The sequence below is a fragment of the Pantoea sp. KPR_PJ genome, from assembly GCF_041386365.1.
Taxonomy (GTDB): domain Bacteria; phylum Pseudomonadota; class Gammaproteobacteria; order Enterobacterales; family Enterobacteriaceae; genus Pantoea.
The window spans coordinates 550,570-577,377 of sequence record NZ_JABMIK010000002.1 but is presented as its reverse complement, the minus strand read 5'-3'; the positions used below and the strand labels follow the sequence as shown (position 1 = coordinate 577,377).

At 54.3% G+C, this 26,808-nt stretch carries 20 protein-coding genes; 18 read left to right on the top strand and 2 right to left on the bottom strand.

From position 1 onward, the window contains the following. Positions 1-46: 46 nt before the first annotated feature. Positions 47-1,267: an MFS transporter gene (locus HP564_RS07370; RefSeq protein WP_371242016.1), complete on the bottom strand. Its 1,221-nt coding sequence runs from the start codon at positions 1,265-1,267 to the stop codon at positions 47-49. A 277-nt stretch (positions 1,268-1,544) separates the two neighbouring features. Between HP564_RS07370 and HP564_RS07365 the strand changes: the two genes are divergently transcribed. Then, positions 1,545-1,781 (top strand): hypothetical protein, encoded by a 237-nt coding sequence (locus HP564_RS07365; RefSeq protein WP_371241618.1) that lies wholly within the window; start codon positions 1,545-1,547, stop codon positions 1,779-1,781. Positions 1,782-1,816: 35 nt separating this feature from the next. Here HP564_RS07365 and HP564_RS07360 read toward each other — a convergent pair whose 3' ends face one another. After that, complete coding sequence (locus HP564_RS07360) at positions 1,817-2,716, bottom strand: DMT family transporter (RefSeq protein WP_371241616.1); 900 nt, start codon at positions 2,714-2,716, stop codon at positions 1,817-1,819. A 172-nt stretch (positions 2,717-2,888) separates the two neighbouring features. On the opposite strand from HP564_RS07360, the gene HP564_RS07355 reads away from it, so the two are divergent. The 17 genes from HP564_RS07355 to tssA all read left to right on the top strand — a co-directional run bounded on the left by HP564_RS07355 (position 2,889) and on the right by tssA (position 26,795). Further along, positions 2,889-3,782, top strand: coding sequence for a helix-turn-helix domain-containing protein (locus tag HP564_RS07355; RefSeq protein WP_371241614.1), 894 nt, complete (start codon positions 2,889-2,891; stop codon positions 3,780-3,782). A 782-nt stretch (positions 3,783-4,564) separates the two neighbouring features. Further along, complete coding sequence (gene tssB / locus HP564_RS07350; RefSeq protein ID WP_371241612.1) at positions 4,565-5,062, top strand: type VI secretion system contractile sheath small subunit; 498 nt, start codon at positions 4,565-4,567, stop codon at positions 5,060-5,062. 33 nt (positions 5,063-5,095) lie between these two features. Then, positions 5,096-6,643 carry a type VI secretion system contractile sheath large subunit gene (tssC, locus tag HP564_RS07345; protein WP_371241610.1) on the top strand — a complete coding sequence of 516 codons (1,548 nt, stop codon included), beginning with the start codon at positions 5,096-5,098 and terminating at the stop codon, positions 6,641-6,643. 18 nt (positions 6,644-6,661) lie between these two features. After that, on the top strand, positions 6,662-7,999 hold the full coding sequence (tssK, locus tag HP564_RS07340; RefSeq protein WP_371241608.1) for a type VI secretion system baseplate subunit TssK: 1,338 nt from the start codon (positions 6,662-6,664) through the stop codon (positions 7,997-7,999). Next, positions 7,996-8,649: a type VI secretion system protein TssL, short form gene (gene tssL / locus HP564_RS07335; protein ID WP_371241606.1), complete on the top strand. Its 654-nt coding sequence runs from the start codon at positions 7,996-7,998 to the stop codon at positions 8,647-8,649. Before tssK ends, tssL begins: the two co-directional genes overlap by 4 nt. A gap of 3 nt (positions 8,650-8,652) precedes the next feature. Continuing rightward, the gene (locus HP564_RS07330; RefSeq protein WP_371241604.1) at positions 8,653-10,377 is read left to right on the top strand and encodes an OmpA family protein; all 1,725 of its coding nucleotides are present in this window, start codon (positions 8,653-8,655) and stop codon (positions 10,375-10,377) included. Positions 10,378-10,381: 4 nt separating this feature from the next. Further along, the gene (gene hcp, locus HP564_RS07325; protein ID WP_371242014.1) at positions 10,382-10,873 is read left to right on the top strand and encodes a type VI secretion system effector Hcp; all 492 of its coding nucleotides are present in this window, start codon (positions 10,382-10,384) and stop codon (positions 10,871-10,873) included. A 171-nt stretch (positions 10,874-11,044) separates the two neighbouring features. Beyond that, complete coding sequence (gene tssH / locus HP564_RS07320; protein ID WP_371241602.1) at positions 11,045-13,684, top strand: type VI secretion system ATPase TssH; 2,640 nt, start codon at positions 11,045-11,047, stop codon at positions 13,682-13,684. Continuing rightward, positions 13,677-14,231 carry a type IV secretion protein Rhs gene (locus HP564_RS07315; protein WP_371241599.1) on the top strand — a complete coding sequence of 185 codons (555 nt, stop codon included), beginning with the start codon at positions 13,677-13,679 and terminating at the stop codon, positions 14,229-14,231. The genes tssH and HP564_RS07315 overlap by 8 nt, the downstream gene beginning before the upstream one ends. Next, complete coding sequence (locus tag HP564_RS07310) at positions 14,225-14,728, top strand: putative T6SS immunity periplasmic lipoprotein (protein WP_371241597.1); 504 nt, start codon at positions 14,225-14,227, stop codon at positions 14,726-14,728. Before HP564_RS07315 ends, HP564_RS07310 begins: the two co-directional genes overlap by 7 nt. Before the next feature lie 287 nt (positions 14,729-15,015). Then, entirely contained in the window at positions 15,016-17,556 is a 2,541-nt protein-coding gene (locus HP564_RS07305) for a type VI secretion system Vgr family protein (RefSeq protein WP_371241595.1), read from the top strand. Position 17,557: 1 nt separating this feature from the next. Beyond that, a complete protein-coding gene (locus HP564_RS07300) occupies positions 17,558-19,579 on the top strand; it encodes a lipase family protein (RefSeq protein WP_371241593.1) in 2,022 nt (673 codons plus the stop codon). Further along, positions 19,572-20,342 (top strand): hypothetical protein, encoded by a 771-nt coding sequence (locus tag HP564_RS07295; RefSeq protein ID WP_371241591.1) that lies wholly within the window; start codon positions 19,572-19,574, stop codon positions 20,340-20,342. The genes HP564_RS07300 and HP564_RS07295 overlap by 8 nt, the downstream gene beginning before the upstream one ends. Before the next feature lie 27 nt (positions 20,343-20,369). Continuing rightward, positions 20,370-20,636, top strand: coding sequence for a PAAR domain-containing protein (locus tag HP564_RS07290; RefSeq protein ID WP_371241589.1), 267 nt, complete (start codon positions 20,370-20,372; stop codon positions 20,634-20,636). Positions 20,637-20,639: 3 nt separating this feature from the next. Beyond that, positions 20,640-21,800, top strand: a complete 1,161-nt coding sequence (locus HP564_RS07285) for a hypothetical protein (protein ID WP_371241587.1) — start codon at positions 20,640-20,642, stop codon at positions 21,798-21,800. Positions 21,801-21,981: 181 nt separating this feature from the next. Then, on the top strand, positions 21,982-25,200 hold the full coding sequence (locus tag HP564_RS07280; protein WP_371241585.1) for an ImcF-related family protein: 3,219 nt from the start codon (positions 21,982-21,984) through the stop codon (positions 25,198-25,200). Next, complete coding sequence (gene tssA / locus HP564_RS07275; protein WP_371241583.1) at positions 25,200-26,795, top strand: type VI secretion system protein TssA; 1,596 nt, start codon at positions 25,200-25,202, stop codon at positions 26,793-26,795. Before HP564_RS07280 ends, tssA begins: the two co-directional genes overlap by 1 nt. Positions 26,796-26,808: the final 13 nt, after the last annotated feature.

Below are 26,808 nucleotides of genomic sequence, written 5' to 3'. Positions count from 1 at the left end.
GCACCGTGCTACTGTGCTGGCACGGTGCCTGACCTGCCTGTGGGGCTCAGCTGCGCTGCAGGAGGGGTTCTGCTGCGGGCTGGCGCTGCGGCAGACGTATGGTCAGCGACAGTAACAGTGACATGACCAGCAGCGTCATGATCAGGCTGAAGGTCACCGTAAAGCCGCCAAACACCCAGGCCACCAGCGAGCCAAGTACGCTACCGATACCAAAGCCGAGATAGAGCAGACCGTAATTTTTCGTCAGGTTGTTGAGACCAAAAAAATCACTGACCAGCGACGGGAAAACGGTAATCGTGCCGCCGAAGCTAAAGGCGATACAGGCGAGTGATACGAAAAAGGTGGTTTCATTCATGCGGGTAAAAAGCAGAATGCCCATACCGGTCAGTGAAATAATCTGCGCCAGTGAAATTACGCGGATACGCGCCATTTTGTCAGATAACACACCCAGCACCAGACGACCACTCAGGTTAGCGATAGCGATAACCGTGACCGCGCTGGCTGCCGTTTGCGTACTGAGATGCACCAGGCTTTCGCCGATATCTTTCGCAATGCCAATCACGTAAAGGCCACTCATACAGGCGGTCAAAAACATCATGGCCAGCATCCAGTACTGAGGCAGACGCACCGACTGCGCCAGCGTGTAGTCGCGCGACGGCTGGGCTGACTGAACGGCGGCACGCTGAACGGGCGCATCACGCATAAGCAGGGCGCCGACGATGATCATGGCCATTGCCGCCACGCCCCAGATAATAAAGGTCTGCTCCAGGCCGACCGCACCCAACAGTGCGCCGCAGATAAATTTGAAGCCCAGGCTACCCAGTCCGTAAGCACCGATCGCGCAGGCGGAAATCATCCCTTTACGCTCTGGAAACCACTTTACGCAGTTCGACAGCGTCATCAGATAGCCAGCGCCATCCGCCAGTCCGACCATAATGCCCGCGCTGAGATAGAGCATCATCAGGTTGTCAGCGTGCGCGGTGAGCCAGAAACCCAGCGCCATCAGAATGCCTGCACCGATAGCCACCCGACGCACGCCAAACCGCTCCTGCAGTTTGCCTGCCAGGGAGGAGGCGACCGCCAGACCCAGGCTTAACAGACCAAACGAAAAGGCAACCTGGCTGACAGGGGCATCCAGCTTTGACGCAAGCTGGCCGTTGAACAGACTCCAGGTATAAACCGAGCCCAGTGCGAACTGGGTGATGATTGTGCCGACCAGCGTTAGCCAGCGGGTACGTTGATAACAAGAGGGGGTTAACGGGTTCATCATTTTTCTCTCCCGAGCGGGGATCTGGAAACTGACGCCAGATTACGCCCTGCCTGCGCGTGCGCGGCGATAAACGGCATGAACCGGTGAAAATGCGTCATGAAATGCCGTTTACAGGGAATGAATGACATGACCTCACGCTTCGCTAATCTGTGACCAATGCCACGACCTGATAATAATTGGTTACGTGAGGTAAGCGGATATGTCTATGGCGCCGTTTATTCGGCAGGCCAGCAGAATTTTTGCCAGGCTTAGAGCTCACTTAACAGGAGGAAATATGAAAGACCGAGCATATGAATCCCTTAGCTGTGAGGACGAGGTCCGCTGCATCATCGGTCAGGCAGTGATTGAACTCAGCGATGAGCAGCAGCCCGTGACCCGATCCACCCTCGCACTGAAGCTGCTCTCCATGGCCGACCAGGATACTGACGATGAGCGTGTGCTGCTGTACTGGATTGCGCGCAAGGCCATCAATCAACCCCGTCAACTAACCGCTATGCAGCGTCGGGCATAACGTCCAGGCAGAGCGGGCCCGGCCCGCTCTTTGCTTCAGGCGGCTACGCGCCGCCTCAGCGTTGGTACACGCACAAACATCACCAGATTCCCCGCCAGAATCATCAACAACCCTGCTACTCCCTCAAGGTGCCACTGATACCCTTCAAAAAAGGTGGAGAGCGTCAGCGCCACCAGCGGGAACAGCAGCGTACTGTAAGCCGCCTGACTGGCACCAATGCGGCCAACCAGCGTGAAATAGGCACCAAAGCCGATAACGGAACCAAACAGGGCCAGATAAAACAGCGCGCCTGCCCACTGGACATTCCAGACAGGCTGTAGCGAGTCGCCCTGAAACACCGCAACCAGTGCCATCACCAGCGCGCCATAGAACATGGCATAGCTGTTGGTGGTCAGCACGTCACGCTGTCTGCGCTGGTGGCGCAGGCTGATCATATTACCCAGCGAAAAGCCCAGCGTGCCCAGTGCGCTCAGCCCGATACCCCACAAGAGCTGTGCCGAAGCTTCACTGGCGTGCAGGTCGTGCCAGAACAGCGCTACCATACCGCCTGCCCCAAGCGCAACGGCTGGCAGAAGCCGCATCGACGGACGCTGGCGAAAGAATATCCAGCTATTCAGTGCGTTATAAAGCACCGCCATGGAAAAAATCACTGACTCCAGGCCGCTGTTAATCCAGGCCGCAGCATGGTAGAAGCAGAGGAAGTTGAAGCCAAAGACGCAGCAGCCCTGTAGCAGGCAAAAGAGATGATCGCGTGGCGTCAGCGTCCGCAACCGCTTAACGATTTTTAGTCCTACAAGCATAACCAGCCCGGCCAGCAGAAAACGCCAGAACACCGCTGCTGCAACGCTGCTGCCGCCCGCCGCCTGCTGGGCATAAATGGCAATCCAGGTGGTCCCCCAAATCAGAACCACAGAAAGATATAAAAAGAGATTCATGGCATGCCTCCTCATTAGCAGGCGACAGTATTATCCGGATGAGGCTGGATGGCTTGCCTCTTCCTGTGGCGCACTTGCAAATTCTTGCGCATTTTTTTCTGCCGCCTCTAACAGGACTGTTTTCCGGAACCGGCTCGCTCTACACTGAGTTTCTGTAACCAGGAGAGCGCGTGTGAACTACCAGACCTTTGATATGCTGCAACGCCATAAAGCCCAGCTGCGTCATCACGCCCGGCTTAACGATGGCATTCAACTGGCGCACTGGTTTAACAGCGGCGATCGGGTCACTAATCTCAGCAATCACCATACCCTGAGTCTCTACATCGCCGACGGCTACGACACCTGGCATAAAACGCCTCACGGCTGGCGCAACGGCGGCGGCCCTGATCGTTTTTGCCTGATGCCCTCTGGCGTGGAGTCCACCTGGGATCTGCGTTCCGATCTCTCTTTTGTGCATCTTTACTGCACCGAAGCGCATCTGCGTCAGATGGCCGAAGAGATATGGGATCGCAGCCCCGCACAGCTGCAACTGCATGAAAAAGTCTTTGCCAGCGACGATCGCATCACGCAGCTTTATCGACACTTTCTGCTCAGCTGCGACTGGCGGCAGCCTGCCAATCAGCTGATGCTGAGCAGTGCCTCGACGCTGCTGATGACGCATCTTCTGCAGCATTACAGCCAGGTGCAGTGGCACGCGCCTTATGTGCGCGGAGGGCTGGCCCCCGCCGTTCTGCGTCATTTACTGGCTTTTATTGAGGATCATCTCGATCAGCCGCTAACGCTGGCGCAGCTGAGTCAGGAAGCGGCACTGAGTGAGTTTCATTTTGCGCGAATGTTTCGCCATTCAGTGGGTGAAGCGCCGCACCAGTATGTTATGCATCGCCGTATGCGACGGGCGAAAGAGATGCTTAACGACGCGTCGCTCTCCTTGACCGAGATTGCGTTACGCTGTGGATTTCATTCCCCCAGCCATTTCAGTAACCGCTTCAGGCAGGTACATGGCGTACCGCCTTCAGCATGGCGAAATGGGCGCGACAGGTTATTCAGACAGAGAAGCGATACCTGATAAGAGCCGGTTACTGCATCTGGCGTCAGTCATGTTATCGCTTTGCTTATTTATTGATTCTTTCTCAAGGCGGGAGTCAGATTCAGGCGTGGCCAAAAACGGCAAGGCCAAAGCGCGCAGATTATTACCTGCTACGCGAGCCAGCTGGACTTTACATCCGGGCAGGCTGGACTTTTCTCATCCTGTAAACATGCTCAGGCAGGCTATGTTCGTCTTCCTGTGCCGTCCAGAGTTGCCTTTTTTCAGCAGGCAGCCTTTATGCTAAATACCCTGAATTAACCTGTTCGTCTGAATCTTGCCTGGTAAAAAAGCAGACTCAAATGGGGCTATTTTTTTTTGGCGACTCGGTTATTCGCACGGTTGCGTTCGCTGGAAAAAACAGGCGATTAAAAAAGTGAAGCAGATTTTCATGTCGGATAAGACCTCTTTTGACTGCGTCAGTTAAGCCGCAGGGCGCGGACAGGCGCTATTCCTCTAAATTTCCGCAATATGCAGTATGTATAAATTGATTTTTTTTGACTTGTCTCAATGAATGGTTTTCTCATTACAAAATTTTGTCCATGCCATGATTTGCGAAATTTATATTTTTGAGAGGATAAAAAGTCAGGGCAATTAATTAAAGCGCGATCGCTGTCGCAATTATGGCATCTTGTTCTTTTTGGGATAATTCTAATTTTACGTCCAGTGATTCTCATTTGATTGTAGAAAGACAGTCGCTCTATTATTCCCGCCCGTAGGTGCTTATATCCAAACCACACAGCGATTAAACGAGGGACAGAGGAATGTCGGACAGCTTCCAGAGTGAAGTACCTAAAGCACGTATTAATCTGAAACTGGATTTACATACCGGCGGTGCCAGTAAAAAAACTGAGCTGCCTCTGAAATTACTGGTTGCGGGTGATTTCAGCCACGGACAGGATATCTCGTCGCTGTCGGAGCGAAGGAAGGTAAACGTTAACAAGGATAACTTTAACAACGTGCTTTCTGAATATTCTCCAAAAATAAATTTTTCAATTAATAATACTCTGGCCAGTGAGGGCGGTGAGGAAAATATCAGTCTGATCTTTCGCGATATGAAAGATTTCATGCCTGAACACGTGGTTCGCCAGATCCCTCAGCTTAAAGCGATGCTGGCCATGCGTAACCTGCTACGCGATTTAAAAGCCAATTTACTGGATAACCAGGCCTTCCGAAAAGAGCTGGAAAAAATCCTGCTCGACCCGGCATTAAGCGCAGAACTCAGAGCCGAGCTTTCAGCCCTGGCGCCTAAACAGCCATAACGGTCACGATGATTGAACGGATTAAAAAGGAAGATGCTGATGTCTGTAAAAAATGAGAATACGACTGATGGCGAAAGCGTGGTGCTGGAACGTCCTGCTGCAGGCGGGATTTATGCGTCTCTGTTTGAAAAAATTAATCTGAGCCCGGTGTCTGAGCTGAGTGCGCTGGATATCTGGCAGGACGCGCAGGCAATGTCGGATGCAACTGCGGATGAACGTTTAACGGCGGGAATGCAGGTGTTCCTGGAGTGCCTGAAAAAATCGGGCTCAAAAGTTGAAAAACTCGACAAAAACCTGATTGACCACCATATCGCGGAGCTGGACTACCAGATTAGCCGTCAGCTGGATGCGGTGATGCACAGCGAAGAATTCCAGGCGGTGGAGAGTCTGTGGCGCGGCGTGAAATCGCTGGTCGACAAAACCGATTTCCGTCAGAACGTGAAGGTCGAGTTGCTGGATATGTCTAAAGAAGAACTGCGTCAGGACTTTGAAGACAGCCCGGAAATTATCCAGAGTGGCCTGTATAAACATACCTATATCGATGAGTATGACACACCGGGTGGAGAGCCGATTGCCGCGCTGATTTCTGCCTACGAATTTGATGCCTCTGCGCAGGATATCGCGCTGCTGCGCAACATCTCTAAAGTCTCTGCCGCAGCCCATATGCCCTTTATCGGCTCTGCCGGCCCGACATTCTTCCTCAAGGAGTCAATGGAGGAAGTAGCGGCCATTAAAGATATCGGCAATTACTTTGACCGCGCTGAGTATATTAAGTGGAAATCTTTCCGTGAGACGAACGATGCGCGCTATATCGGTCTGGTAATGCCGCGCGTGCTGGGCCGCCTGCCGTATGGCCCGGATACTGTGCCGGTGCGTAGCTTTAACTACGTGGAAGAAGTGAAAGGCCCGGATCACGACAAATACCTGTGGACCCACGCCTCGTTTGCCTTTGCATCCAATATGGTACGCAGCTTCATCAACAACGGCTGGTGCGTACAGATTCGGGGTCCGCAGGCCGGCGGTGCCGTGCAGGACTTGCCTATTCATCTGTACGATCTGGGCACCGGCAATCAGGTGAAAATCCCGTCAGAGGTGATGATCCCGGAAACCCGCGAATTTGAATTTGCTAACCTCGGCTTCATCCCGCTCTCCTACTACAAAAACCGCGACTATGCATGTTTCTTCTCGGCGAACTCAACCCAAAAACCGGCACTGTACGACACCGCAGATGCCACGGCCAACAGCCGCATTAATGCCCGCCTGCCGTACATCTTCCTGCTGTCGCGCATCGCGCACTACCTGAAACTGATTCAGCGCGAAAACATCGGCACGACAAAAGATCGTCGTTTGCTGGAGCTGGAACTCAACACCTGGGTGCGCAGTCTGGTGACCGAAATGACCGATCCGGGCGACGAGCTGCAGGCTTCTCATCCGCTGCGCGATGCGAAAGTGGTGATAGAAGACATGGAAGACAACCCAGGCTTCTTCCGCGTGAAGCTGTACGCCGTGCCGCACTTTCAGGTAGAAGGCATGGACGTCAACCTGTCACTGGTTTCCCGGATGCCGAAGGCCAAATCGTAAGGCGAGGGGAAATCAGGGATGAAAATTTACCGCCCACTTTGGGAGGATGGGGCCGCTCTGGCCCCGCAGCAGTTCCAGCAGCAGGTCCGCTGGAATGAACACGTTGCCGCTATGGTCGCCCGGATGGGGGTTTCTCATCCCTGGGGCGTGGTGGCGGCAGAATTTGACGATGCCGCGCTTGCGCTCTCACGCCTGAATGCCACCCGTCTGGTGGTGCGGTTCCAGGATGGCACGATTGTTGACACGGATCTGGCGGACAATCTTCCGCCGGTCTGTGATTTATCCGTCGCAAATGGTGTTGAGGCTGTTGAGGTGGTTGCCGCACTGCCGCTGCTGAGCGCCAGCGGTGGCAACCTTGATAACGGACGGGACTGTGAACGCCCGCGTCGCTGGAAAGCTGAGCGTGTGGTGGTGCAGGAGCTGGCAGGGCATGAAAGCGGAGAACTCGCGATTTTGCGTCATGCACTGGCCCTGCGTCTGTCCAGCCAGGAAAACGCGGCATACCTGACCTGTCCGGTTGCCCGTCTGGTGCCTAATGCGCAGGGGCAGTGGAGCCGGGACCCATCCTTTATCCCGCCGATGCTGTCCGTTGCTGCCAGTCCGTGGCTTGCCACCGAACTGGGTGACCTGCTGGTTCGTCTGCAGGTCCGCCGCCGTCGCCTGATGTCCATGCGCCGCGAAAGCAATGAGCGGATGGCCGACTTTGCCGTCGCCGATGTCTCCCTGTTCTGGCTGCTCAATGCCCTCAACAGCGCCGAGCCGGTGCTGACGGAACTGCTGCAGACACCGGAGCGTCACCCGGAACTGCTTTACCGCGAACTGAGCCGTCTGGCCGGCAGTCTGCTGACCTTCTCACTGAAGCACGACGCCGGCGATATTCCAGCTTATCAGCACGCTGCACCGGAGCAGGTCTTCCCGCCGTTGCTGGCACTGCTCGACAAGCTGCTGGAAGCGAGCCTGCCGTCACGGGTGGTGAGTATCCACCTCGAGCACCGGGACCAGATCTGGAAAGGTGCCCTGCACGATGCGCGTCTGCGCGAAGGGGCAGACTTCTACCTTTCCGTACGCTCTTCCATGCCGAATCATGAGCTTCAGACGAAATTCCCGCAGCTGTGTAAAGCGGGCAGCTTTGATGATGTTTCTGATGTGGTGAATGTGGCTCTGAGCGGGATGGTTATCAAGCCGCTGCCCCACGTACCGGCCGCTATCCCGCTGCGCCTTGAAAACCAGTACTTTTCACTGGATTTGAGTAGTGAGGCAGCGCGGGCGATGCTGGAAGCGGGAAGCTGCACCTTCTATACCCCGCGCTCACTAGGGGAGGTGAATCTGGAACTCTTTGCGGTGCTGCGCTCATGAATAAATCCGAACTCAGCCAGACAGAACGTATCTTCTATCCGGGCTGGCTGATGGCCAGCCAGTTGCGCGGCGGCCAGGAAGTCCGGGACGGGGAAGGGCTCTATCGCCGGGCCTGTCGTCTGGTGCAGGAGGCGAAAGCGGCGCTCACGGAGGCAGGTTACAGCGACATCAGTCGTGACCATATGGTGTATGCCCTGTGTGCACTGCTTGATGAGAGCGTAATGAACCGGGGAACCACCGATGATGGTTACCTGACCTGGCGCCGTGATCCGCTGCAGGCACGCTTCTTTGGCACCCTCAATGCCGGTGAGGAGCTGTGGGAACGGATCCGCAACCTGCTGAAAGAAACCGCCCCTGACGCCGCCGTCCTGACCTGCATGTACCGAACCCTGCAGCTGGGATTTGTGGGGCAATATCGCGCGCAGGATGATGAGCGTCGGGAAGATATTGTTCGCGCGCTCGCAGAACGGGTGCCGGCCTTTACGCTGGCACAGGACGTCCCCATTGTAGCCCGGGCATCACGCCTCCGCACTGGTCGTTATGGGTACTGGCTGACCTGGGTTGTGGCCACAGTCGCCCTGGTGGCGTTGTGGTTCTACCTTTCGTCTTCACTTACCGACCTAGTAAGCCAGACTGTCAGGCCGGGGTAAGCGATGCGGGATGCGTACCAAGGTCTGTTCACTGCCCTGGGGGGCGTACTGGCGCTGTGGCTCATTCTGGGATTCTGGCCACTGTCCACCGGCAGCCGTGTGGCACTCAGCCTGCTGGTTGTGCTGGTGTCCGGGGCGATGTTCTGGCGTCAGCGACGGGCTGCGCAGGCGCGGACCACCGCTGTCCGGGAAATTGTGGATGAAAACCTGCCGCCGGAAGATTTTCAGGGGGCGGTGCTCCTCGTTTGTGGCGACAACGCTCCGCTGTTTGTGTCCCGTTCCCGTCACCGGGAAACCCGGCAGGGCTGGTATCTGTGGGTGAAGAATGCGGAACAGCTGCCACTCCTGGCCCAGCACCTGAGTCTGGTGCGTCCAGCCCTGGTATCGCAAATCTCGATCATGCTGGCGGTGGTGCCTGAGCAGCACACATCCGGTGATGATTTTACGCAGTCTCTGCGGGGCTGGCAGCGTGCTGTCGTCCAGTGCCGCATGGCATTTGGCACCATCCCCCCACTGTGGACCGTGACCTGGGTATCGCCCCCCGTGGCCTGCGCGGAGGCAGAGCCCGTCTGGTTTACCACGGTCAGCCAGCGAAGCGGCATTCAGGTATATCAACCCGGTCAGGGCAATGTGCCACTGACGGAGTGGGCCCGGGAAAGTGGATCTGACGGGCGACTTTCCCGTCTGAGTCAGGGGCTGTGGCTGGACAGCCTGCTTGCCTGGCAGAGTATCGCGGTGAATGACCTGCTGTCGGTACGCCAGGGAGAGCTGCCGGTGATGAAGCCCTGCGTGCAGGGGATGTGCATGGTGCCGGTAAGCGGTATCGCGGGCAATCTCTGGCAACAGCACATCACTTCCATGACGGCGCTGCCACCGGATGCCGTTGTCACCCTCGAGCCACTGCCGCTGCCTGAACTGCTGTTGTCGGCGTTACCGCGCCACCGTGGCGTGAGCCACAGAATGGTGTTCTGGCGCTATGCCGGATTACTGGGTGGGGTTTTCCTCGCGCTGGCCATGCTGGCGTCCTGGATGAACAACCAGCGCCTTATCCGTAATGTGGGCGATCACCTTGCGTTGTATCACCAGCTGACGGGGAAGCCTGTGGCCCCGAAACTGCGGGCGCAGCAGCGCCTCCGTGCCGATGGCGCATTGCTGGATGACTGGGCGCGTCGCGGGGAGCCACTGCGTTATCGCCTGGGTCTGTATCAGGGGCTGCGCCTGGTGCCGCCTGTTGAGGCCGCCGTCAGTGACTGGGCCGCGCCACCACCGCCGCCACCGGTCATCAAGAAAATCATTCAGGGCCCGAAAACCCTTCGTCTTGACAGCATGTCGCTGTTCGATTCGGGCAAATCCGTGCTGAAAACGGGGGCCACCAGAATGCTGGTGAATTCACTGGTCGGTATCAAAGCGAAGCCGGGCTGGCTGATTGTCATGTCCGGCCATACCGATAACACCGGCAATCCGCAACTGAATCAGACGCTGTCCCTGAAACGTGCCGAAGCGGTGCGCGACTGGATGCGTGACACCGGTGATGTCCCGGAAAGCTGTTTTGCGGTGCAGGGCTATGGCGCAAGCCGTCCGATCGCAACCAATGACACCCCAGAGGGCCGTGCGCTCAACCGCCGTGTCGAAATCAGTCTGGTACCGCAGGTGAACGCCTGTCAGATACCGGGCCACACCCAGGCGTCATCGCAGGATGATGGCGCATCACAACACAATGGAGAGTAATTCCATGGCAATTCCTGTTTATCTTTGGCTGAAAGACGACGGCGGCGCGGACATCAAAGGGTCTGTGGACGTTCAGGATCGTGACGGCAGTATCGAAGTGGTTGCACAGCAGCATAACCTGTACATCCCGACCGACAATAACACCGGCAAGCTGACCGGCACCCGTATCCATACCCCGTTCCTGTTCACCAAGGAGATCGACTCCTCCAGCCCCTATCTGTACAAGGCAGTGACCACCGGGCAGACACTTAAGTCTGCAGAATTCAGGTGGTACAAAATCAACGATGCGGGCCAGGAGGTGGAGTACTTCAACACGAAGCTTGAGAACGTGAAGGTAGTGAAGGTGAATCCGGTGATGCACGACATCAAGGATCCTGCTTACGAGAAGCATAACCACCTTGAGCAGATTGAGCTGCGTTACGAAAAAATCACCTGGACCTACAAAGACGGCAACATCATTCATTCCGATTCCTGGAACGAACGCGCCACTGCTTAAGTTGCAAGCGGGCAGAGCTTCTCTGTCCGCTTTTTTTTGCTGAACGTCTGCAGAACGCGGGCTTCAGCAAAGAACCCACAATCTGCCAGCCGACCGTATGCGCTTTGGTCCCCTTCACGGGAAACAGCGAGGGGCGGTAGCGTGTCCAGGAACCGACAAAGAGAGAACTTCATGGAAAATCCAGCCATCCTGCTGCGACGTCTGAACCCTTACTGTGCCCGTGCGATGGAAGGAGCGGCTTCGCTTTGTCAGACCCGTGCTCACGCGGAAATTTTGCCTGAGCACTGGCTGCTGAAACTGCTTGAGCAGGGAGAAGGTGATCTGACGGTGCTGGCGCGTCGCTACGAGTGGGATATGGATGCGCTGTGGCAGGATTTGCTGGGCTGGCTGGATAAACAGCCGCGCTCGGTTCGCCGTCGCCCGCAGTTGTCTGACGCCATTCAGACCCTGATGCAGGAGGCCTGGCTGATTGCCTCGCTGAACGGTGAAGAACACATCCGAAGCCAGCACCTGTTGATGGCCCTGGTGGAGAAACAGAACCTGGTGCGCTGCGATGGCCTGTGGCCGTTGCTCACATTAGGTCAGAGCCAGCTGGAGCGTCTGCGTCCTCTGCTCGACGCACAGTCGGATGAACGCCCGGACGTGCAGCAGGAAGCTGAGCTGGCGCAGAGCCACGGTGGCGAGGTGGAGTTTGTCGGCCGTCCGGTCGGTGCAGAACTGAAAGAAGGCGAACTCAGCCCGGCCCTGCAGAACGCGCTGGATAAATTCACGCTCGATGTCACCGCCAAAGCCAGAGAAGGCAAAATCGACCCGGTCTTTGGTCGAGATACTGAAATCCGCCAGATGGTGGACATTCTCTCGCGCCGTCGTAAGAACAACCCGATTCTGGTGGGTGAACCAGGCGTCGGCAAAACGGCGCTGGTGGAAGGTCTGGCTTTACGTATCGCAGAAGGTAACGTTCCGGAAAGCCTGAAGCCGGTTATTCTGCGCACCCTCGACCTTGGCCTGTTGCAGGCGGGTGCAGGTGTGAAGGGTGAATTTGAACAGCGCCTGAAAAACGTCATCGATGCGGTGCAGCAGTCGCCGTTGCCGATTCTGCTGTTTATCGATGAAGCCCACACCATCATCGGCGCCGGCAACCAGGCGGGCGGTGCAGATGCAGCCAACCTGCTGAAACCGGCCCTGGCGCGTGGGGAACTGCGTACTATCGCGGCCACCACCTGGTCTGAATACAAGCAGTACTTTGAGCGCGATGCTGCCCTGGAGCGTCGTTTCCAGATGGTGAAAGTGGACGAGCCGGACGACGACACCGCGTGTCTGATGCTGCGCGGTCTCAAATCCCGTTACGCCGGACACCATAACGTGCACATCACTGACGATGCGGTCCGTGCGGCGGTCACCCTGTCCCGTCGCTACCTGACCGGCCGCCAGCTGCCGGACAAGGCTGTTGATTTGCTGGATACCGCCGCTGCGCGAGTGCGCATGAGTCTTGATACCGTGCCGGAAGCCATTGTACGCCTGAAATCCCGTCTGATAGCGCTTGGGATGGAAACACAGGACTTGCTGGAGGACATTGCCGCAGGAGCATCGTCACACGGTGACCGGCTGGCAGTCATTGACACGTTGCGTACGGAGCTTGAATCGGAGCTGAAAACGCAGGAAGCCCGTCTTGAGGTAGAGCGCCAGCTGGTCGGGGAGCTGATAGCCTGCCGTCAGGACATCAGTCGTCAGGCAGATATTCACACCCTGCAGCAACAGCTGAATTTTCTGCAGCAGGACGGTGCACTTATCCGGCCGGATGTGGATATCCGTATGGTTGCCAACGTGATTGCCGACTGGACCGGCGTGCCGCTGTCCTCCCTGATGAAAGATGAACAGACCGAACTGCTGACACTCGAAAACGAAATCGGCAAGCGCGTGGTCGGGCAGGACGTGGCGTTGACCGCCATCGCCCGGCGCCTGCGTGCAGCGAAAACGGGCCTCACGTCCGAGAATGGACCGCAGGGTGTGTTTTTGCTGGTTGGCCCGAGTGGCGTCGGTAAGACCGAAACCGCACTGGCGCTGGCGGACGTGCTGTACGGTGGTGAGAAATCCCTCATCACCATCAACCTGTCCGAGTACCAGGAGCCGCACACCGTTTCACAGCTGAAAGGCTCGCCTCCGGGTTACGTGGGTTACGGTCAGGGCGGCATTCTCACCGAAGCGGTACGTAAGCGCCCGTATAGCGTGGTGCTGCTCGATGAGGTGGAAAAAGCACACCGTGACGTCATGAACCTGTTCTATCAGGTCTTCGACCGCGGCTTTATGCGCGACGGCGAAGGGCGCGAAATCGACTTTCGCAATACCGTCATCCTCATGACCTCCAACCTCGGCAGCGATCACCTGATGCAACTGCTTGACGAACAGCCGGAGGCCACCGAAGGCGACCTGCAGGAACGGCTGCGTCCGATCCTGCGCGACCACTTCCAGCCCGCGCTGCTGGCCCGCTTCCAGACCGTGATTTACCGTCCTCTGGCGGAAGCTGCGATGCGCACCATCGTTGAGATGAAACTCGCACAGGTCAGCAAGCGACTGAACCGTCACTACGGTCTGACCACGCAGATAGATGAGAGCCTGTACGACGCACTCACCACCGCCTGCCTGTTGCCGGACACCGGCGCACGTAACGTCGACAGTCTGCTCAATCAACAAATTCTGCCGGTGCTGAGTCAACAGCTGCTGACCCACATGGCTGCGAAACAGAAACCGACTTCACTGACGCTGGGGTGGAGTGATGATGTCGGAGTTGAGCTGGTGTTTGCAAATGAGTAATGAAACGCAGGATGAGTTCAGAATTAAAAAGGGTGGTGTCAGACTACTCGCAACGGGTGAGAGACAGCTGGCACAATCTGTTTTTCTATCCACCATTGATTATTCAAAAGTATGGATCCACAGAGAGAGCTATCTTCCTTTCAATTTACAGGATGAACATACGGCGATGACTCCGAATGGTGAGATTTATTTCCAAAAGGAATATAGAGATGATTTTTCACAGTCAACAGATGAATTACAACATTTGTTTATCCACGAAATGAGCCACGTATGGCAGCGGGCGAGAGGGATGAATGTTATCGGTCGAGGATTGATTAGCTGGCTGGTTAGTTATCGTTATACTCTTGATGGCCGCATATTGAGTGAGTATTCGCTGGAACAGCAAGCACAGATTATTGCTGACAGTTTCGTTCTACAGTCATTCGGTTATGAAATATGGAACAAGCTCGAAATTAACAGGTATCCGGATGTAACTCTCGATGGTGATATTTCTGAATCAGTTATTCGCGAAGGATATCAAATTGCATTGAAGGGATTTCCATGGTGAACATAAATTATTTTCGTAAAGTAAAGGTTTTTTTTGTTTCTGCTGTGTGCCTGATGACTCTTACAGGATGTCCGGGACCAGGAGACAGAATGCATTTTGATGAAACTGCTATTGTCAGTAAAGAAGGCTCTAGTGTTTGTATGAATATTACAAATGCGCAGGATTATCAGCCTGTAGATATGGGGGTTAATATTCGAGGAACTCCTTCAAAAGAAAAAAATTATGATTTTTCACCGAACCTTACGGTTAATAATGGAAGGTTATGCATTCCCCCGTCTTTTTATCAGTTTCCGGATAAAGGACAGTTCATAATTGAATATGTTATGAAATCAAAAAAAAATCCTAAGCGGCCTCGAAATTTTGTCGTAACTCTTGAAGTTGACAAAGGGCGTATTTTCAATGTAACGCCAACGCAAAGGGAAATATTTTTGCCCTATTGTCGTGATAAGGATTCCAAATCATCTTATTCTATCGTTACTGGAAACTGTCAGTATTGAGTTTTAATGATTTTGAAAGCTTATGGCTAAATGCATTCAGATTTTATTAGGATCTATAAGGGCTGTTACGGTTTTTTTTGGGGGGGGTGCCCAAAGACCCTGCGGGCACTAATTTTTTACCTCTTCTGGCTAATTGTTGCTGTGGCTATCTTTCAGAAGCCTTTTGTGCTGTCTGAGCGGAAGTCACAATCACCTTTTTATACTCGCTGAGTACCCCTGATTAAACCTGCTACTTGCCTGTTGGCAATACAGTCATGGACAGCAGGTTATCCCATGGAGTCAAAATCATGAGTCTGACAGATACGCTGAAGAACCCCCTGTCTGCGCTAACTGAAGGCGGACTTAACCGCTACCGCCTGCATATTCCGTCCTGCACGGCAGATATCGATGTGGAGAATTTCAGCGGTAAGGAGTTCATGAGTGAGCTTTATTACTATCAGATTGTCTTTACCAGCAGCGATCAGAATATTAATTCAGCTCAACTGTTGATCAAACCTGCCACGCTGACCATGGGGACCGGGCCTCTGATGGGCCTGACCGGGCAGAAAGTGGTTCATGGTGTGGTGACGCATTTTAAGCGTATCAGTGGCTCACGTGACCAGGCAACGTACCAGATTATTATTGAGCCGTTCCTGTCTTTGCTGCGCAAGCAATTCCGTACCCACCGCTTTTTTGTCAACAGGTCGGTGCCGGAAGTCGTCGCCGAAGTATTGCAGGAGCATGGCCTGAAAGGCTGGGAGTATGAGTTCACCCTCAAAGCCGACTATCCGAAGCGCGAACAGATTAACCAGTACAAGGAAAACGACCTCTCGTTCATTGAGCGTCTGCTGGCCGAAGTGGGAATTTTCTACTTCTTCACCCTTCAGCCCGACACGCAGACCGAAGTGGTGCATTTCGCAGACAGGCAGAGTGCATGGACGTTCGGTAAGTCGCTGCCACTCAGCAGGCCATCGGGAATGAGTGACAATGCAGCGGACTCTGTATGGGGAGTTAACGTCCGACAGAACGTGGTTGAGCGCTCTGTTATCGCCAGTGATTACAATCACCGTGAAGCCCAGAATGTCCTGGCCTCTGTACCGGCGGACATGACCCGTGGCGACGGTGACGGTGTGACCTACGGTGAGGTTTATCACTACCTGCCGCGTCACCTTGAGCGTGGCGACAAAATCACTCCGACGGCGGAAACCGGCAACTTCTGGGCGCGCCTTGAGCACGAGCGTTTTCTGTCCAGTCAGACGACTATCAGTGGCTGCAGTAATGACGCCCTGCTTTCTCCGGCCCAGGTGCTGACCATCAGTGAGCATGTTGTACCGTCAACACTGCCATCAGAAACGGACAACGGCATCATCCTTACCCGCACGGGCTATATAGCCAGCCGTAAAGATGCCCTGGTTGTGACGTGGGAGGGAATGCCGTACTACGAGAACCGCTGCTGGCGTCCCGCGGCTAAAAAGCGCCCGGTGGTCAGCGGCACCCTGACGGCACGCGTGACCAGCGCCAGGGAAAACGATATCTATGCCTGGCAGGATGCATCCGGCATGTACCGGGTGAAGTTCGATGCCGATCGTGATGACAAAAAGCAGGGCATGGAAAGCATGCCGGTGCGCTTTGCCAGGCCTTACGGCGGGGACAAGTACGGCTTCCACTTCCCGCTGATCCAGGGTACTGAAGTCGCTATTGCTTTCCACGAAGGTGATCCCGATCGTCCGTATATTGCTCATGCGATGCATGACTCCCGCCACGTTGACCCTGTCACTGAACTGAACAGCACGCGTAACGTTATCCGCACAGCTGGCCTGAACAAGCTGCGGATGGAGGACAAGCGCGGCGAAGAGCACATTAAGCTCAGTACCGAATACGGGGGTAAGACCCAACTGAATTTAGGGCACAACGTCAATGCTTCCAGGGTTCTTCGTGGTGAAGGGGCAGAGTTGCGCACTAACGACTGGGTCAGCGTTCGTGGTGGTAAGGGCATTCTGCTTACTGCAGATGCTCAGCCTGACGTCGGCAGTAAAATGCTTGAAATGGACAGGGCTGTAGAACAACTGGAGCATGCACTCACGCTGGCAAGAAGCCTCCAGGCCGCTGCGAAAGGGGCACAGGCAACAGTATCTGACATCGACAGCCAAAAGACGCTAAACAGCTCACTGAAATATCTGAAAATGCCAGGATTGCTGGCCAGTGCTCCCGCTGGAATAGGCATTCTCAGTCCTGAGGCTGTCCGGCTTGCTTCAGGCGGGGCAAGTATTGGCCTCATGGCAGGTAAAAACACGGATATCAGCACCGGGCAATCATTCACTGTAGCGGCAAGCGAGGCTGTAAGTTTGTTTGCGCAGGCGGCAGGAATGAAAATGTATGCCGGGGCAGGGAAGGTTGATATTCAGGCACAAGCTGATGCCATGAATGTCTCTGCATTACAGGACATCACTGTCGCCAGTGGTCAGGGAAGTGTGAAGGTGAATGCCAGTAAGGAGCTGATTTTAGGTTGTGGTGGCGCTTATATAAAACTGAGTGGCGGGAATATTGAGCTGGGATGTCCGGGGAATATTTTGCTGAAAGCGGCAAATGTTAATCAGACAGGTCCTGCAACGCTGGATACACCACCGGTGACTTTCCCGAAAGGATACAGCGAAGGGTTTACCACGACGTTATCAGCCAGCGGAGCAGTAAAGCCTTTCACCACATATAAAATTACAACGGCTGAAGGGGAGGTTTATGAGGGCATTTCCGGTGCAGAAGGAGAGACTTCTCCAATATTTACGTCTATGCCATCGCAGTTAAAAATCGAATATCCGCGAAATATAGCTGATAGCCAGGAGGGCGAATAAAATGACTATAGCTGTATCCTCACTCTACCGTAAAAACCCCCATGCTCCATGCGAAGAGCAGAAGCCCTACTGGGTAGAATTTCAACTGGTTGATGAGCAGGGCGAACCTGTGGCGAATATGCCATGGACTGTTGAAAGTGCTCATCCTGTTTCCGGGCCGGTGGAGGGATTCACTTATTCTGGTCAGAGCGATGCTGACGGGCTAATCAGGGTCGACATGACGCACGGTCTGGAGCTGAGGCTGACGTTAGATGGCAATCAGCTGGCTACGGAAATGGAAAAACGTGCTTTACGCGTTAGTCGCGATGCGGAAAATGATTCTATTGTGCGTCCTGAAGCTGAAGAGAAAGAGTATACCTGGCATTATGCCGTTATTGGTGAGCTTTGTCAGAGTTCACCAATCCTGGAATTAAGACCTGGGGAAATGTTACCTGCTTACCACTTTCCTGCAAATACAGCATTTAAAGGATTTAAATTCCGAACGAATGAACTTGAAAAGCGTCATGTAATAGAAATATGCCCTTTCAGAGCATGGGAGCTTGTTCTGCATCATCAAAAGGACTATTCCATTGCGAATGGAATTAACCTTGGGGCAGCAGCAACGCTTGCCTATGCAGATGACAGTACTCTGGATACGGTGTCAATTACACGCTTTTTCATTAACCAGTGCCAGGATCTATCCCGCTTACCTCAATTTTATAAAGACGGTTCAGCATGGAATATGTTAGTACAGGATGTTCCCTATAGTAAGCGGTATTATCCCCCGGTGTTTATGGATACCTCGCGTGATACTTCTCCTAAGGTAGACGAGAAGGGCTCACTTGGAACATTACAGGCACAGGATGATACTGCTACAACAAAAGCAGACGGTGATACGCAGCTTTATTATGTTTATAACGAGGATAAGTTGATTGTTGCTTGGCGTGGAACGGCCAGCTTGTTTGATGTAGGAACGGATCTTGCGTTTAGGCCGGTAAAATCAGGATTATGCGATATAGATAAAACGCAATGCACTCCGTTACTACCTGCTGGGAAAGTGCATACTGGGTTCTGGAGTGGATATAACAGAGTTGAAAAAAAATTTAGTAAAGAAGTTTCAAAATTTGAACAATTAGCAGGTGAGCGTGAGCTATTTATTTGTGGTCATAGCTTAGGGGGCGCGCTGGCATTAATTCATTCGGTAAAGTTAAAGAATGTTAATCCAGTTCTTCATACTTACGGAATGCCACGAACTTTTACACGTGATGCAGTGATGCAATTGTCGGAGATTACCCATTACCGTCATGTGAATGATAATGATCCTATTCCAGCCGTACCAGCAGAAGCCAACCTTGATAACGAGTTATATAAATTATGGGGATGGTTTGGTGGAACGCTGGGCTTTTTCTGGTCATTGGGTGAGCTTCTCGCTTACCAGATGGTTGCCTGGGGAGACTGCTTCTGGCACCACGGCAATACGGTTGCCTTTCTTACAGCCACACAGAGCCGGGAATGGAATGAGTGTAAGAGGGCTCTCCCAACTCCTGCAGGGTGTATTACCATCAGAAATCCACTTCCAATAAAGGCTAAGCTTTATCTGGTGCCCGCTCTGGCGGAACAAGAGATGCAACAGGCCGGGAAGAAACAGAAAGATTTTAAAGCGTCATTGACGCAATCGGATTTAAATGATTTCTTCCCTAAAGGCAGCAACCCAGACAGGGGAGGTAATATAAATATTTTTGAACACTTTATGACGTCCTATATGCCTTATATGTATAACAAGGTGTTAGAGTTGATTGATAACGCCGGTATAGTAGAAAAACGCACATTTACTGAGCATATGTATAATGTTGATTCATTCAGGGAGCAGATGGCAGAAAATAAAAATGATATACCGACTGATGAATTATCCAGAAATGAAATGTTTCTTAATGTCGAAGGCTTGCTGGGAGCGTCGCTGACTCCAACATTATCTATGCCGTCTGGCAATGATACGCTTTTGCGGTTTGCTCAATATGGAGAAGAGGTAATGGAAAATGTATAATCAATCAAAAATTATTCTGCTTTCCCTGGTGTTGTTTTCCTCTGCAGGATGCAGTGTTAGCCAAGCCGTTAACAAGACGTTATCTCCACCGGCGGATACAAAATGGGTTAATTTTGAAGTAAAAAACCCTTCTCAGTACACGAAACCGATTCCACTTGAGGTCAGATACATCTCGCATGAATGCATGAAAAAAAGAATCAGTGGATTTGATGGCTCAGTTATCACCAAGCCAAGCTATAACGTTATTGGGATCCCCATGCAGCAAGGTAGCGGGGATATCTGGAAAGCAAAAGTTGCTATGACTGGTGGTGGTTTATGTAAATGGACGTTGAGTGCAGTCAATTTAGGTATCGAGTATATAGACGCGACACATCTTGGCAAAGATCTTGTTCCTGGTACGGCGGTGGGGATGTCGCTCGCTTTTGATAATGATGCCTCCAGAAACGGGCAGTATACTGCAACTTTTGGTGATTTAAATTTATCTCCAAAATATTATCCATATATAATAGAGTGGAAATTAATTCGTAATAGGAATGACTTAACTCTTTTAGGTCGACATGACTTTATTTTAAATCAGGTTACTAATGTAAATGATATAAAATTTGAGCCGTTATTGGATGAAAGTAAAATAATTAGATACATTGAGCCTGAAAAAAAGATCAAAGGTGTTCACGCTAAAATAATATATCCAGATGGCAGTGTTATATCCGATGACACTGTGTTTCCTGATTTTGATAAGATCGATAAAATGAAAGTTAAATGATTTTTTTATTTTTTTCGAGGGTTCAACATGACAAAAGGCATGGTTTTGCTTGGTGACAAAACTTCTCACGGTGGAAAAGTCATCTCTGCCTCTTCCAATATTACTGTCGACGGGAAAAAAGTGGCCTTAGTTGGAGATATGGTCAGTTGCCCTGGAGAAGGGCACGGAACAAACCCCATTGTTGAAGGATCTCCGCACCGGACATTTAACGGTCGGGCTGTTGTCGTCGATGGCTGCAAATGTCAGTGCGGTTGTACTGCAATTTCAAGTGCTCAGAACAGCACAGTAGGATAATCAATGGGCTGGGAAAGGACGAAAGCAACAACAATAGAGTTGCCTCCTGAGCCATCATTTATTGGATGGCTGTTAGCAGGAGTTGTTGCCGCAGTTGTGGGGGGGTTGCTGTTTATCCTGCATGCGTCAGGCATGATTAAGGCTCTGGCTGCATTTAATATCTGGTGGCTGGCATCCAGCCCGGTTCTTGGCTGGTTTTTTCTGTTTTGTTTGCGGGGATGGCTGTGGGGAAGAGCAGTCAATGAACATCAGTTTTTGCAGAAGGAAGCTGAATACGGACAGCAACAGTGGGAAGCCTGGGCTGGACGTTATCTTGCCGTAATTGGAAGCAGCATATTGCTACCTTCCGGAGTGACCTCTGACGCCATAGCTAAATCAGATGCTGCAGATGCTCCGCAATTTCTTTCACTGACCTGCCATTTTGATGCGCAATCGGTGAATTCCACCTCCTTGCTCGAAATGGGGCTGGCCAGTGTACAAGAGGCGATATCAATGCTGCCTGCGACAGTACCATTCAACGTCACTATTGTGAGCGACATGATTTCGTCAGACTTCGAGACCCGGTTTCACAAATCATGGGGAAAAATTTATCCTGGGCGTGAGCTAACAGGTTCGATCTCATGTTTTGAAGCCTTTTCTTTTGTCTGGATCGAGAAGCGTCTAAAAAATCCCGTTTTCGATATTGATTTGATCCTGATATTGCAGAATCAGGGAGCTGAACAGTATTCCGATGCACTCGCAGCGATGGTACTTACCAGCGATGATGTTGCTGAAAAATACCAGCTTTCACACTCCGCCCGCATATTGCGACCGATGCCGCTGGACATGACAAATTTCAGGGCTGATATGGGGTTGTTCCTCGAAACACAAACGATCGCCTGCCAGACATCAAACGTGTTCTGTGATTACGGGCACTGGAATGATGGGTTTGCTGATCTAATGACCGCGTCTCAATCACATCTGACACCGTGGGTGCCCCAGGAAATTGATGTACTGGAAAAATATAACGGTATTCCAGGGGCCGGGAGTGCGTGGCTTCTAGCCACATTACTGGCCGACATTGTGTCCGTCAGCAACAAACCTGTTTTAGGGTTGTTTACCTCAGGTGCTGATCGTTTTGTCAGTACTGTTACCTCAGGGAGTGAAAGTAATGATGCCGGGTAGTACATGGAGCAGAGGGGGGCTTGCCGGCATAATAGCCTGCATCTCAGCGATTATAGTGGCCTTGATCCTGCATTTTGGTCCCACGTATGGCCTTGATACCCGACTGAAGCAAGTGCTTGCATTTGTTGCCGTATGGATAGTCCTGCTGATTGTTTTCTATACGCCGTTTATGTTCCGGTTTATGAAGGAAAGATATCATCGCTGGCGGGAACAGAAGAACAATGCGTTGCCTTCTGATGAATCAAGAGTTGCCCGGACTCCGCCACGCAATGTCACCGTTGATACCATCCGTGACGCCATGCGTAACCTCTACGGTCGTCGCTGGGGGCGTAAAACACGCATTCTGCTGATAACCGGCACCGCTGAAGAGGTGGAACAACTGACCCCAGGCCTTACGGCTCAACTCTGGCAGGAAGATCGCGGCACGCTGTTGCTGTGGGGCGGTGACTTCAATACCCCAGCCAACAGTGCCTGGCTGACCGCGCTGCGCAAACTGCGCCGCCGCCCGGTGGATGGCCTGGTGTGGGTCACCTCGGCCTTTGACCAGTTCTCAGCGCCTGGGCTGGAGCAGCCGCTACCGGTACCGTCTGAAAGCACCATGGATTCCCTGTCTCATGCCATCAGCGCGCGTATGGAAATGCTGGGCTGGAAACTTCCCCTGTACGTCTGGTCCCTGCATCTGCGGGCTGGTAAGCCGGAAGGGCGCGTTGTGCAGGCGGCGGGGTGTCTGCTGCCTGACAGATGTACTGCGGAAGGCCTGGCAGAGCACCTTACTGCCCTGACGCCGGACCTGACGTCCCGTGGGCTGCAGCAGACCTGTGATGATGTGAAACACAACTTCCTGCTGACGCTTGCCGACCAGCTCATTCGTGAGCCGGAAAGCGTGACCGCGCTGCTATCGGAGATGCTCAATCCGTATCGCCCGCTGCCGCTGGCCGGTGTGGTGTTCAGTCAGCCTTCAGCCAGTGCAGAGCGTGCCGTGCCGCACCACTGGGGCATGGATAAGCGCTGGGATGTTTTGCCTGAGTCTGTCCGCACGCTTCCTGCCGGACTGCGTCCTCGCAAGCCGGGCGTTCTGGGGCGTAAAGTGTTTGCGTCAGTTGCTGCTCTGGTGATGGTGGGCTGGGCTGCGTGGATGGGCATCGCGTATGTCACCAACCGCAGCCAGATTGCTGATGCGAATGCCCTGGCCGAACTTGCCGCCCGACAGAATCAGCCGCTTGAGCAGCGCCTGCACGCGCTGTCTGAACTTCAGAAAACCCTGGCCCGTCTGCAGTACCGCTCTGAGCATGGCGTGCCGTGGTACGAGAAGGCCGGGCTGAGCCAGAACAATGCCCTGCTGGCAGCACTCTGGCCACGCTATCAGGACAACGCACTGCCGCTGTTGCGGGATGCTGCCGCTGACCACCTGCAGACCCGGCTAAATGTCTTTAATGACCTGCCACCGGGTAGCCCGCTGCGTGAGCAGATGGCAAAAACCACCCGGGAGCAGCTCAAGCTCTACCTGATGCTGGCGCGTCCGGAATATATGGATGCCGCCTGGTTCAGTTCGGCGCTGCTTCGTCACTGGCCAAAACGTGACGGCGTGAAGGATGGCATCTGGCAGGGCGTAGCACCGTCGCTGCTGTCGTTCTATGGTGTGCAGCTGGTCACGCATCCGGAGTGGAAGCTCCGTGCTGATGAGGGCATGGTCAGCCAGGCGCGCTCCCTGCTGGTTCGCCTGATGGGCGTGCGTAACAGTGAATCGACCCTCTACCAGAAGATGCTATCCCAGGTGGTTCACCTGTATGTCGATATGCGTCTTGACGATATGACCGGTGATACCGATGCTGCGCGTCTGTTCAGCACCACGGAAATCGTGCCGGGGATGTTCACCCGCCAGGCCTGGGAGCAGGCCGTGCAGCCTGCCATCGAGAAGGTGGTGAAGGCGCGCCGGGACGAGCTCGACTGGGTGCTCACTGACAGCAAGCGTCAGGTGAATAAACAGGACGAGACCTCGCCGGAAGCGCTGAAAAAGCGTCTGACGGAACGTTACTTCGCTGATTTCGGTGGTGCGTGGCTGGCGTTCCTCAACAGCCTGCGCTGGAACCGGGCCGCGACGCTGTCGGATTCCATTGACCAGCTGACCCTGATGGCCGACGTGCGCCAGTCACCTCTGGTGGCGCTCATGAACACCCTGAATGTGCAGGGACGCACCGGGCAAACCGGCGAGGCGATTTCGGATTCTCTGGTTAAATCAGCAAAGAATCTGCTCGGTGGTGTCAACCAGGATGCCATTGACCAGCGTGCCGGCGTTCACGGCCCGCTGGATGCAACCTTTGGTCCGGTACTGGCGCTGATGGATAAAAGTAACACCGGTGCGCAGGCGCTGAGCCTGCAGTCGTACCTGACCCGCGTGACGCAGGTTCGTCTGCGCCTGCAGCAGGTGACTAATGCCGCTGACCCTCAGGCTATGACCCAGACCATTGTCCAGACCGTATTCCAGGGTAAAGCGGTTGACCTGACCGAAACCCGTGACTACGGCAGCCTCATTGCCGCCGGATTCGGCCAGGAGTGGAGCGGCTTCGGCCGCACGGTGTTTGTGCAGCCGATGGAGCAGGCCTGGCAGCAGGTGCTGACCCCAGCCGCCAACAGCCTGAACGCCCAGTGGCTGCAGGCAGTGGCGGCGGAGTGGAACAGCGCCTTTGGTGGCCGCTATCCCTTCAGTAATTCCAGCAGCGATGTGTCCCTGCCGCTGCTGGCCAGATATCTCAACGCGGATTCCGGGCGTATTGCCCAGTTCCTGCAGACCCGCCTCAAAGGCGTGCTGCACAAAGAGGGCAACCACTGGGTACCTGACAGCATCAACTCGCAGGGCCTCGCCTTTAACCCGGCGTTCCTCAACGCCATTAACACCCTGAGTCACATCTCGGATGTGGCCTTCACCGAAGGCAATGCTGGTATGCACTTTGAACTGCGCCCGGGCACCGCCGATGGGGTGATGCAGACCGACATAATTATCGACAGCCAGAAGCTGACCTATGTGAACCAGATGCCAGTATGGAAGCGGTTCACCTGGCCTGCTGATACTGAAGCCCCGGGGGCCAACCTGAGCTGGATTAGCACGCAGGCTGGGACCCGTCAGTACGCCGATATTCCGGGTAGCTGGGGGCTGATTCGCCTGCTCGATAAAGCCAGCGTGAAAGCGTATCCGGGCGTGGGCAGCAGCTACAGCCTGAGCTGGAAGGCACAGGATGGTCGTACGCTCAATTATACCCTGCGTACCGAAGCCGGCGAGGGTCCGCTGGCGCTGCTGAAACTGCGCAATTTCCGTCTGCCGGAAACCATCTTCAGCACGACCGGAGTTGCACCATCAGGCCAGGTCGCCAGTGCGAACATTGATGTAGCGGAGGTTTACTGATGAGCACGCTCAATGCCTTACTCAGTGCCTGCCAGACAGAACAGGAACCATTGCTTGTAGCAACCCGTGAACGTGTGGCGCAGTGGGAAAGCTGGCTGCAGCCGCTGTCCGGCTCATCGCCTGTTGGTGAAGACCCGGGCTATGACGATGACTTCCAGCAGATGCGCGAGGAGGTCAATAAACTCTCCGGTGCGGATACCGAACTCATTTGCCGGCTGGCAGAGAAGCTGCTGACCACGACTGCAAAAGATATCCGTGTGGCAACATACTACTGCTGGGCGAAGCTACACCGCGAAGGTGAGCAGGGGCTGGCCGAAGGACTCGAGTTGCTGGCCGGTCTGCTGGAGCGCTTTGGACCACAGTTGCACCCGCAGCGTGACCGCAGCCGTAAGGTGGCACTGGAATGGCTTGCCGGGTCGCGCATGACCGACTCGCTTTCCCTGTACCCGGAAGTGGTCAGGATCGATGCGATGCGAACCACTGGTGCGCTGCTGCTGATATCACAGCTTATTGAGAATGAGCCGGATGAAACCCGTCCCGAACTCAATGCGCTTTATAGCGTGCTGGAAAGTCGTCTGCAGAAAGCGGGCGGCGTGGATGCGGTGGTACCGCAGAACGCCAGTACCAGTGAAACGCCTTCGGCTGCCAGCCACAGTGATGCCCCGTCAATCGGACGCATCACCTCCGGTCAGGATTTGCTGGCCCAGGCCCGCACCCTTACTGAATATCTGCGCGAGCAGCCGGACGGCTGGCTGTCAGCACACCATCTGATGAAAAGCCTGCGGCACGACACCCTGCGGGCCATTCCTGCCCCGGATGCGCAGGGGCGCACACGCATTGAGCCGCCAAGGGCGGATCAACGCGCGTTACTCAAACGTCTCTACCTGCAGCAGAACTGGGCGGAAATGCTGGAAACGGCCGACAGCATATTTTCGCGCGGTGCCAATCACCTGTGGCTGGATTTGCAGTGGTATATCCACCAGGCGTTGACGAAATCCGGTCAGGAGACGCTGGCTGACATTGTCGCGGCTGATCTGAAAGGGCTGCTGTCGCGCCTGTCCGGGCTGGAGACACTGGCGTTCAGTGACGGTACACCGTTTGCGGACGAAGTGACGCTGAACTGGATCCAGAATAGCGTGATTGATACCACTGGTGGGTGGGACAACGATACGCCATCAGCCCCGGCTACCGCCGGTAACGATGACATTCTGGCGCTGGAGCCGGAAGCCGTGGTGCTGGCGGACAGTGAAGGCCCGGATGCCGCGCTGGGCTGGTTGCAGACCCGGCCGGGCATGACCACCGATCGTCAGAAGTGGCTGTTGCGTCTGCTGATGGGGCGCATTGCTGAGCAGTACGGTAAAAATGACCTGGCGGTGCACCTGTTTGCAGAACTGGGTGAACGTGCAAGAGAAGTAACCCTCAGTGACTGGGAGCCTGAGCTGCTGTTCGAGGTGCAGGCCCGCCATCTGAAACTCCTGCGCCTGAAAGCCGGTCGCAGCGAGGCTGAAAAGGCCCGCCTTACACCGGTAATGGACCAGTTACTTGCCGGACTGATCGCCGTCGATCCAGCTCGTGCCGCCGTGCTTTGCGGTTAAATCCACAGGAACA

What these genes read in the sequence shown, in the direction of transcription:
- HP564_RS07315 (WP_371241599.1), top strand. Translation starts at nt 13,677, where the DNA reads ATGAGTAATGAAACGCAGGATGAGTTCAGAATTAAAAAGGGTGGTGTC.
- hcp (WP_371242014.1), top strand. Translation starts at nt 10,382, where the DNA reads ATGGCAATTCCTGTTTATCTTTGGCTGAAAGACGACGGCGGCGCGGAC.
- HP564_RS07295 (WP_371241591.1), top strand. Translation starts at nt 19,572, where the DNA reads ATGTATAATCAATCAAAAATTATTCTGCTTTCCCTGGTGTTGTTTTCC.
- HP564_RS07290 (WP_371241589.1), top strand. Translation starts at nt 20,370, where the DNA reads ATGACAAAAGGCATGGTTTTGCTTGGTGACAAAACTTCTCACGGTGGA.
- tssH (WP_371241602.1), top strand. Translation starts at nt 11,045, where the DNA reads ATGGAAAATCCAGCCATCCTGCTGCGACGTCTGAACCCTTACTGTGCC.
- HP564_RS07280 (WP_371241585.1), top strand. Translation starts at nt 21,982, where the DNA reads ATGAAGGAAAGATATCATCGCTGGCGGGAACAGAAGAACAATGCGTTG.
- HP564_RS07285 (WP_371241587.1), top strand. Translation starts at nt 20,640, where the DNA reads ATGGGCTGGGAAAGGACGAAAGCAACAACAATAGAGTTGCCTCCTGAG.
- HP564_RS07300 (WP_371241593.1), top strand. Translation starts at nt 17,558, where the DNA reads ATGACTATAGCTGTATCCTCACTCTACCGTAAAAACCCCCATGCTCCA.
- HP564_RS07310 (WP_371241597.1), top strand. Translation starts at nt 14,225, where the DNA reads ATGGTGAACATAAATTATTTTCGTAAAGTAAAGGTTTTTTTTGTTTCT.
- HP564_RS07305 (WP_371241595.1), top strand. Translation starts at nt 15,016, where the DNA reads ATGAGTCTGACAGATACGCTGAAGAACCCCCTGTCTGCGCTAACTGAA.
- HP564_RS07360 (WP_371241616.1), bottom strand. Translation starts at nt 2,716, where the DNA reads ATGAATCTCTTTTTATATCTTTCTGTGGTTCTGATTTGGGGGACCACC.
- HP564_RS07365 (WP_371241618.1), top strand. Translation starts at nt 1,545, where the DNA reads ATGAAAGACCGAGCATATGAATCCCTTAGCTGTGAGGACGAGGTCCGC.
- tssC (WP_371241610.1), top strand. Translation starts at nt 5,096, where the DNA reads ATGCTGATGTCTGTAAAAAATGAGAATACGACTGATGGCGAAAGCGTG.
- tssL (WP_371241606.1), top strand. Translation starts at nt 7,996, where the DNA reads ATGAATAAATCCGAACTCAGCCAGACAGAACGTATCTTCTATCCGGGC.
- HP564_RS07330 (WP_371241604.1), top strand. Translation starts at nt 8,653, where the DNA reads ATGCGGGATGCGTACCAAGGTCTGTTCACTGCCCTGGGGGGCGTACTG.
- tssK (WP_371241608.1), top strand. Translation starts at nt 6,662, where the DNA reads ATGAAAATTTACCGCCCACTTTGGGAGGATGGGGCCGCTCTGGCCCCG.
- HP564_RS07370 (WP_371242016.1), bottom strand. Translation starts at nt 1,267, where the DNA reads ATGAACCCGTTAACCCCCTCTTGTTATCAACGTACCCGCTGGCTAACG.
- tssA (WP_371241583.1), top strand. Translation starts at nt 25,200, where the DNA reads ATGAGCACGCTCAATGCCTTACTCAGTGCCTGCCAGACAGAACAGGAA.
- tssB (WP_371241612.1), top strand. Translation starts at nt 4,565, where the DNA reads ATGTCGGACAGCTTCCAGAGTGAAGTACCTAAAGCACGTATTAATCTG.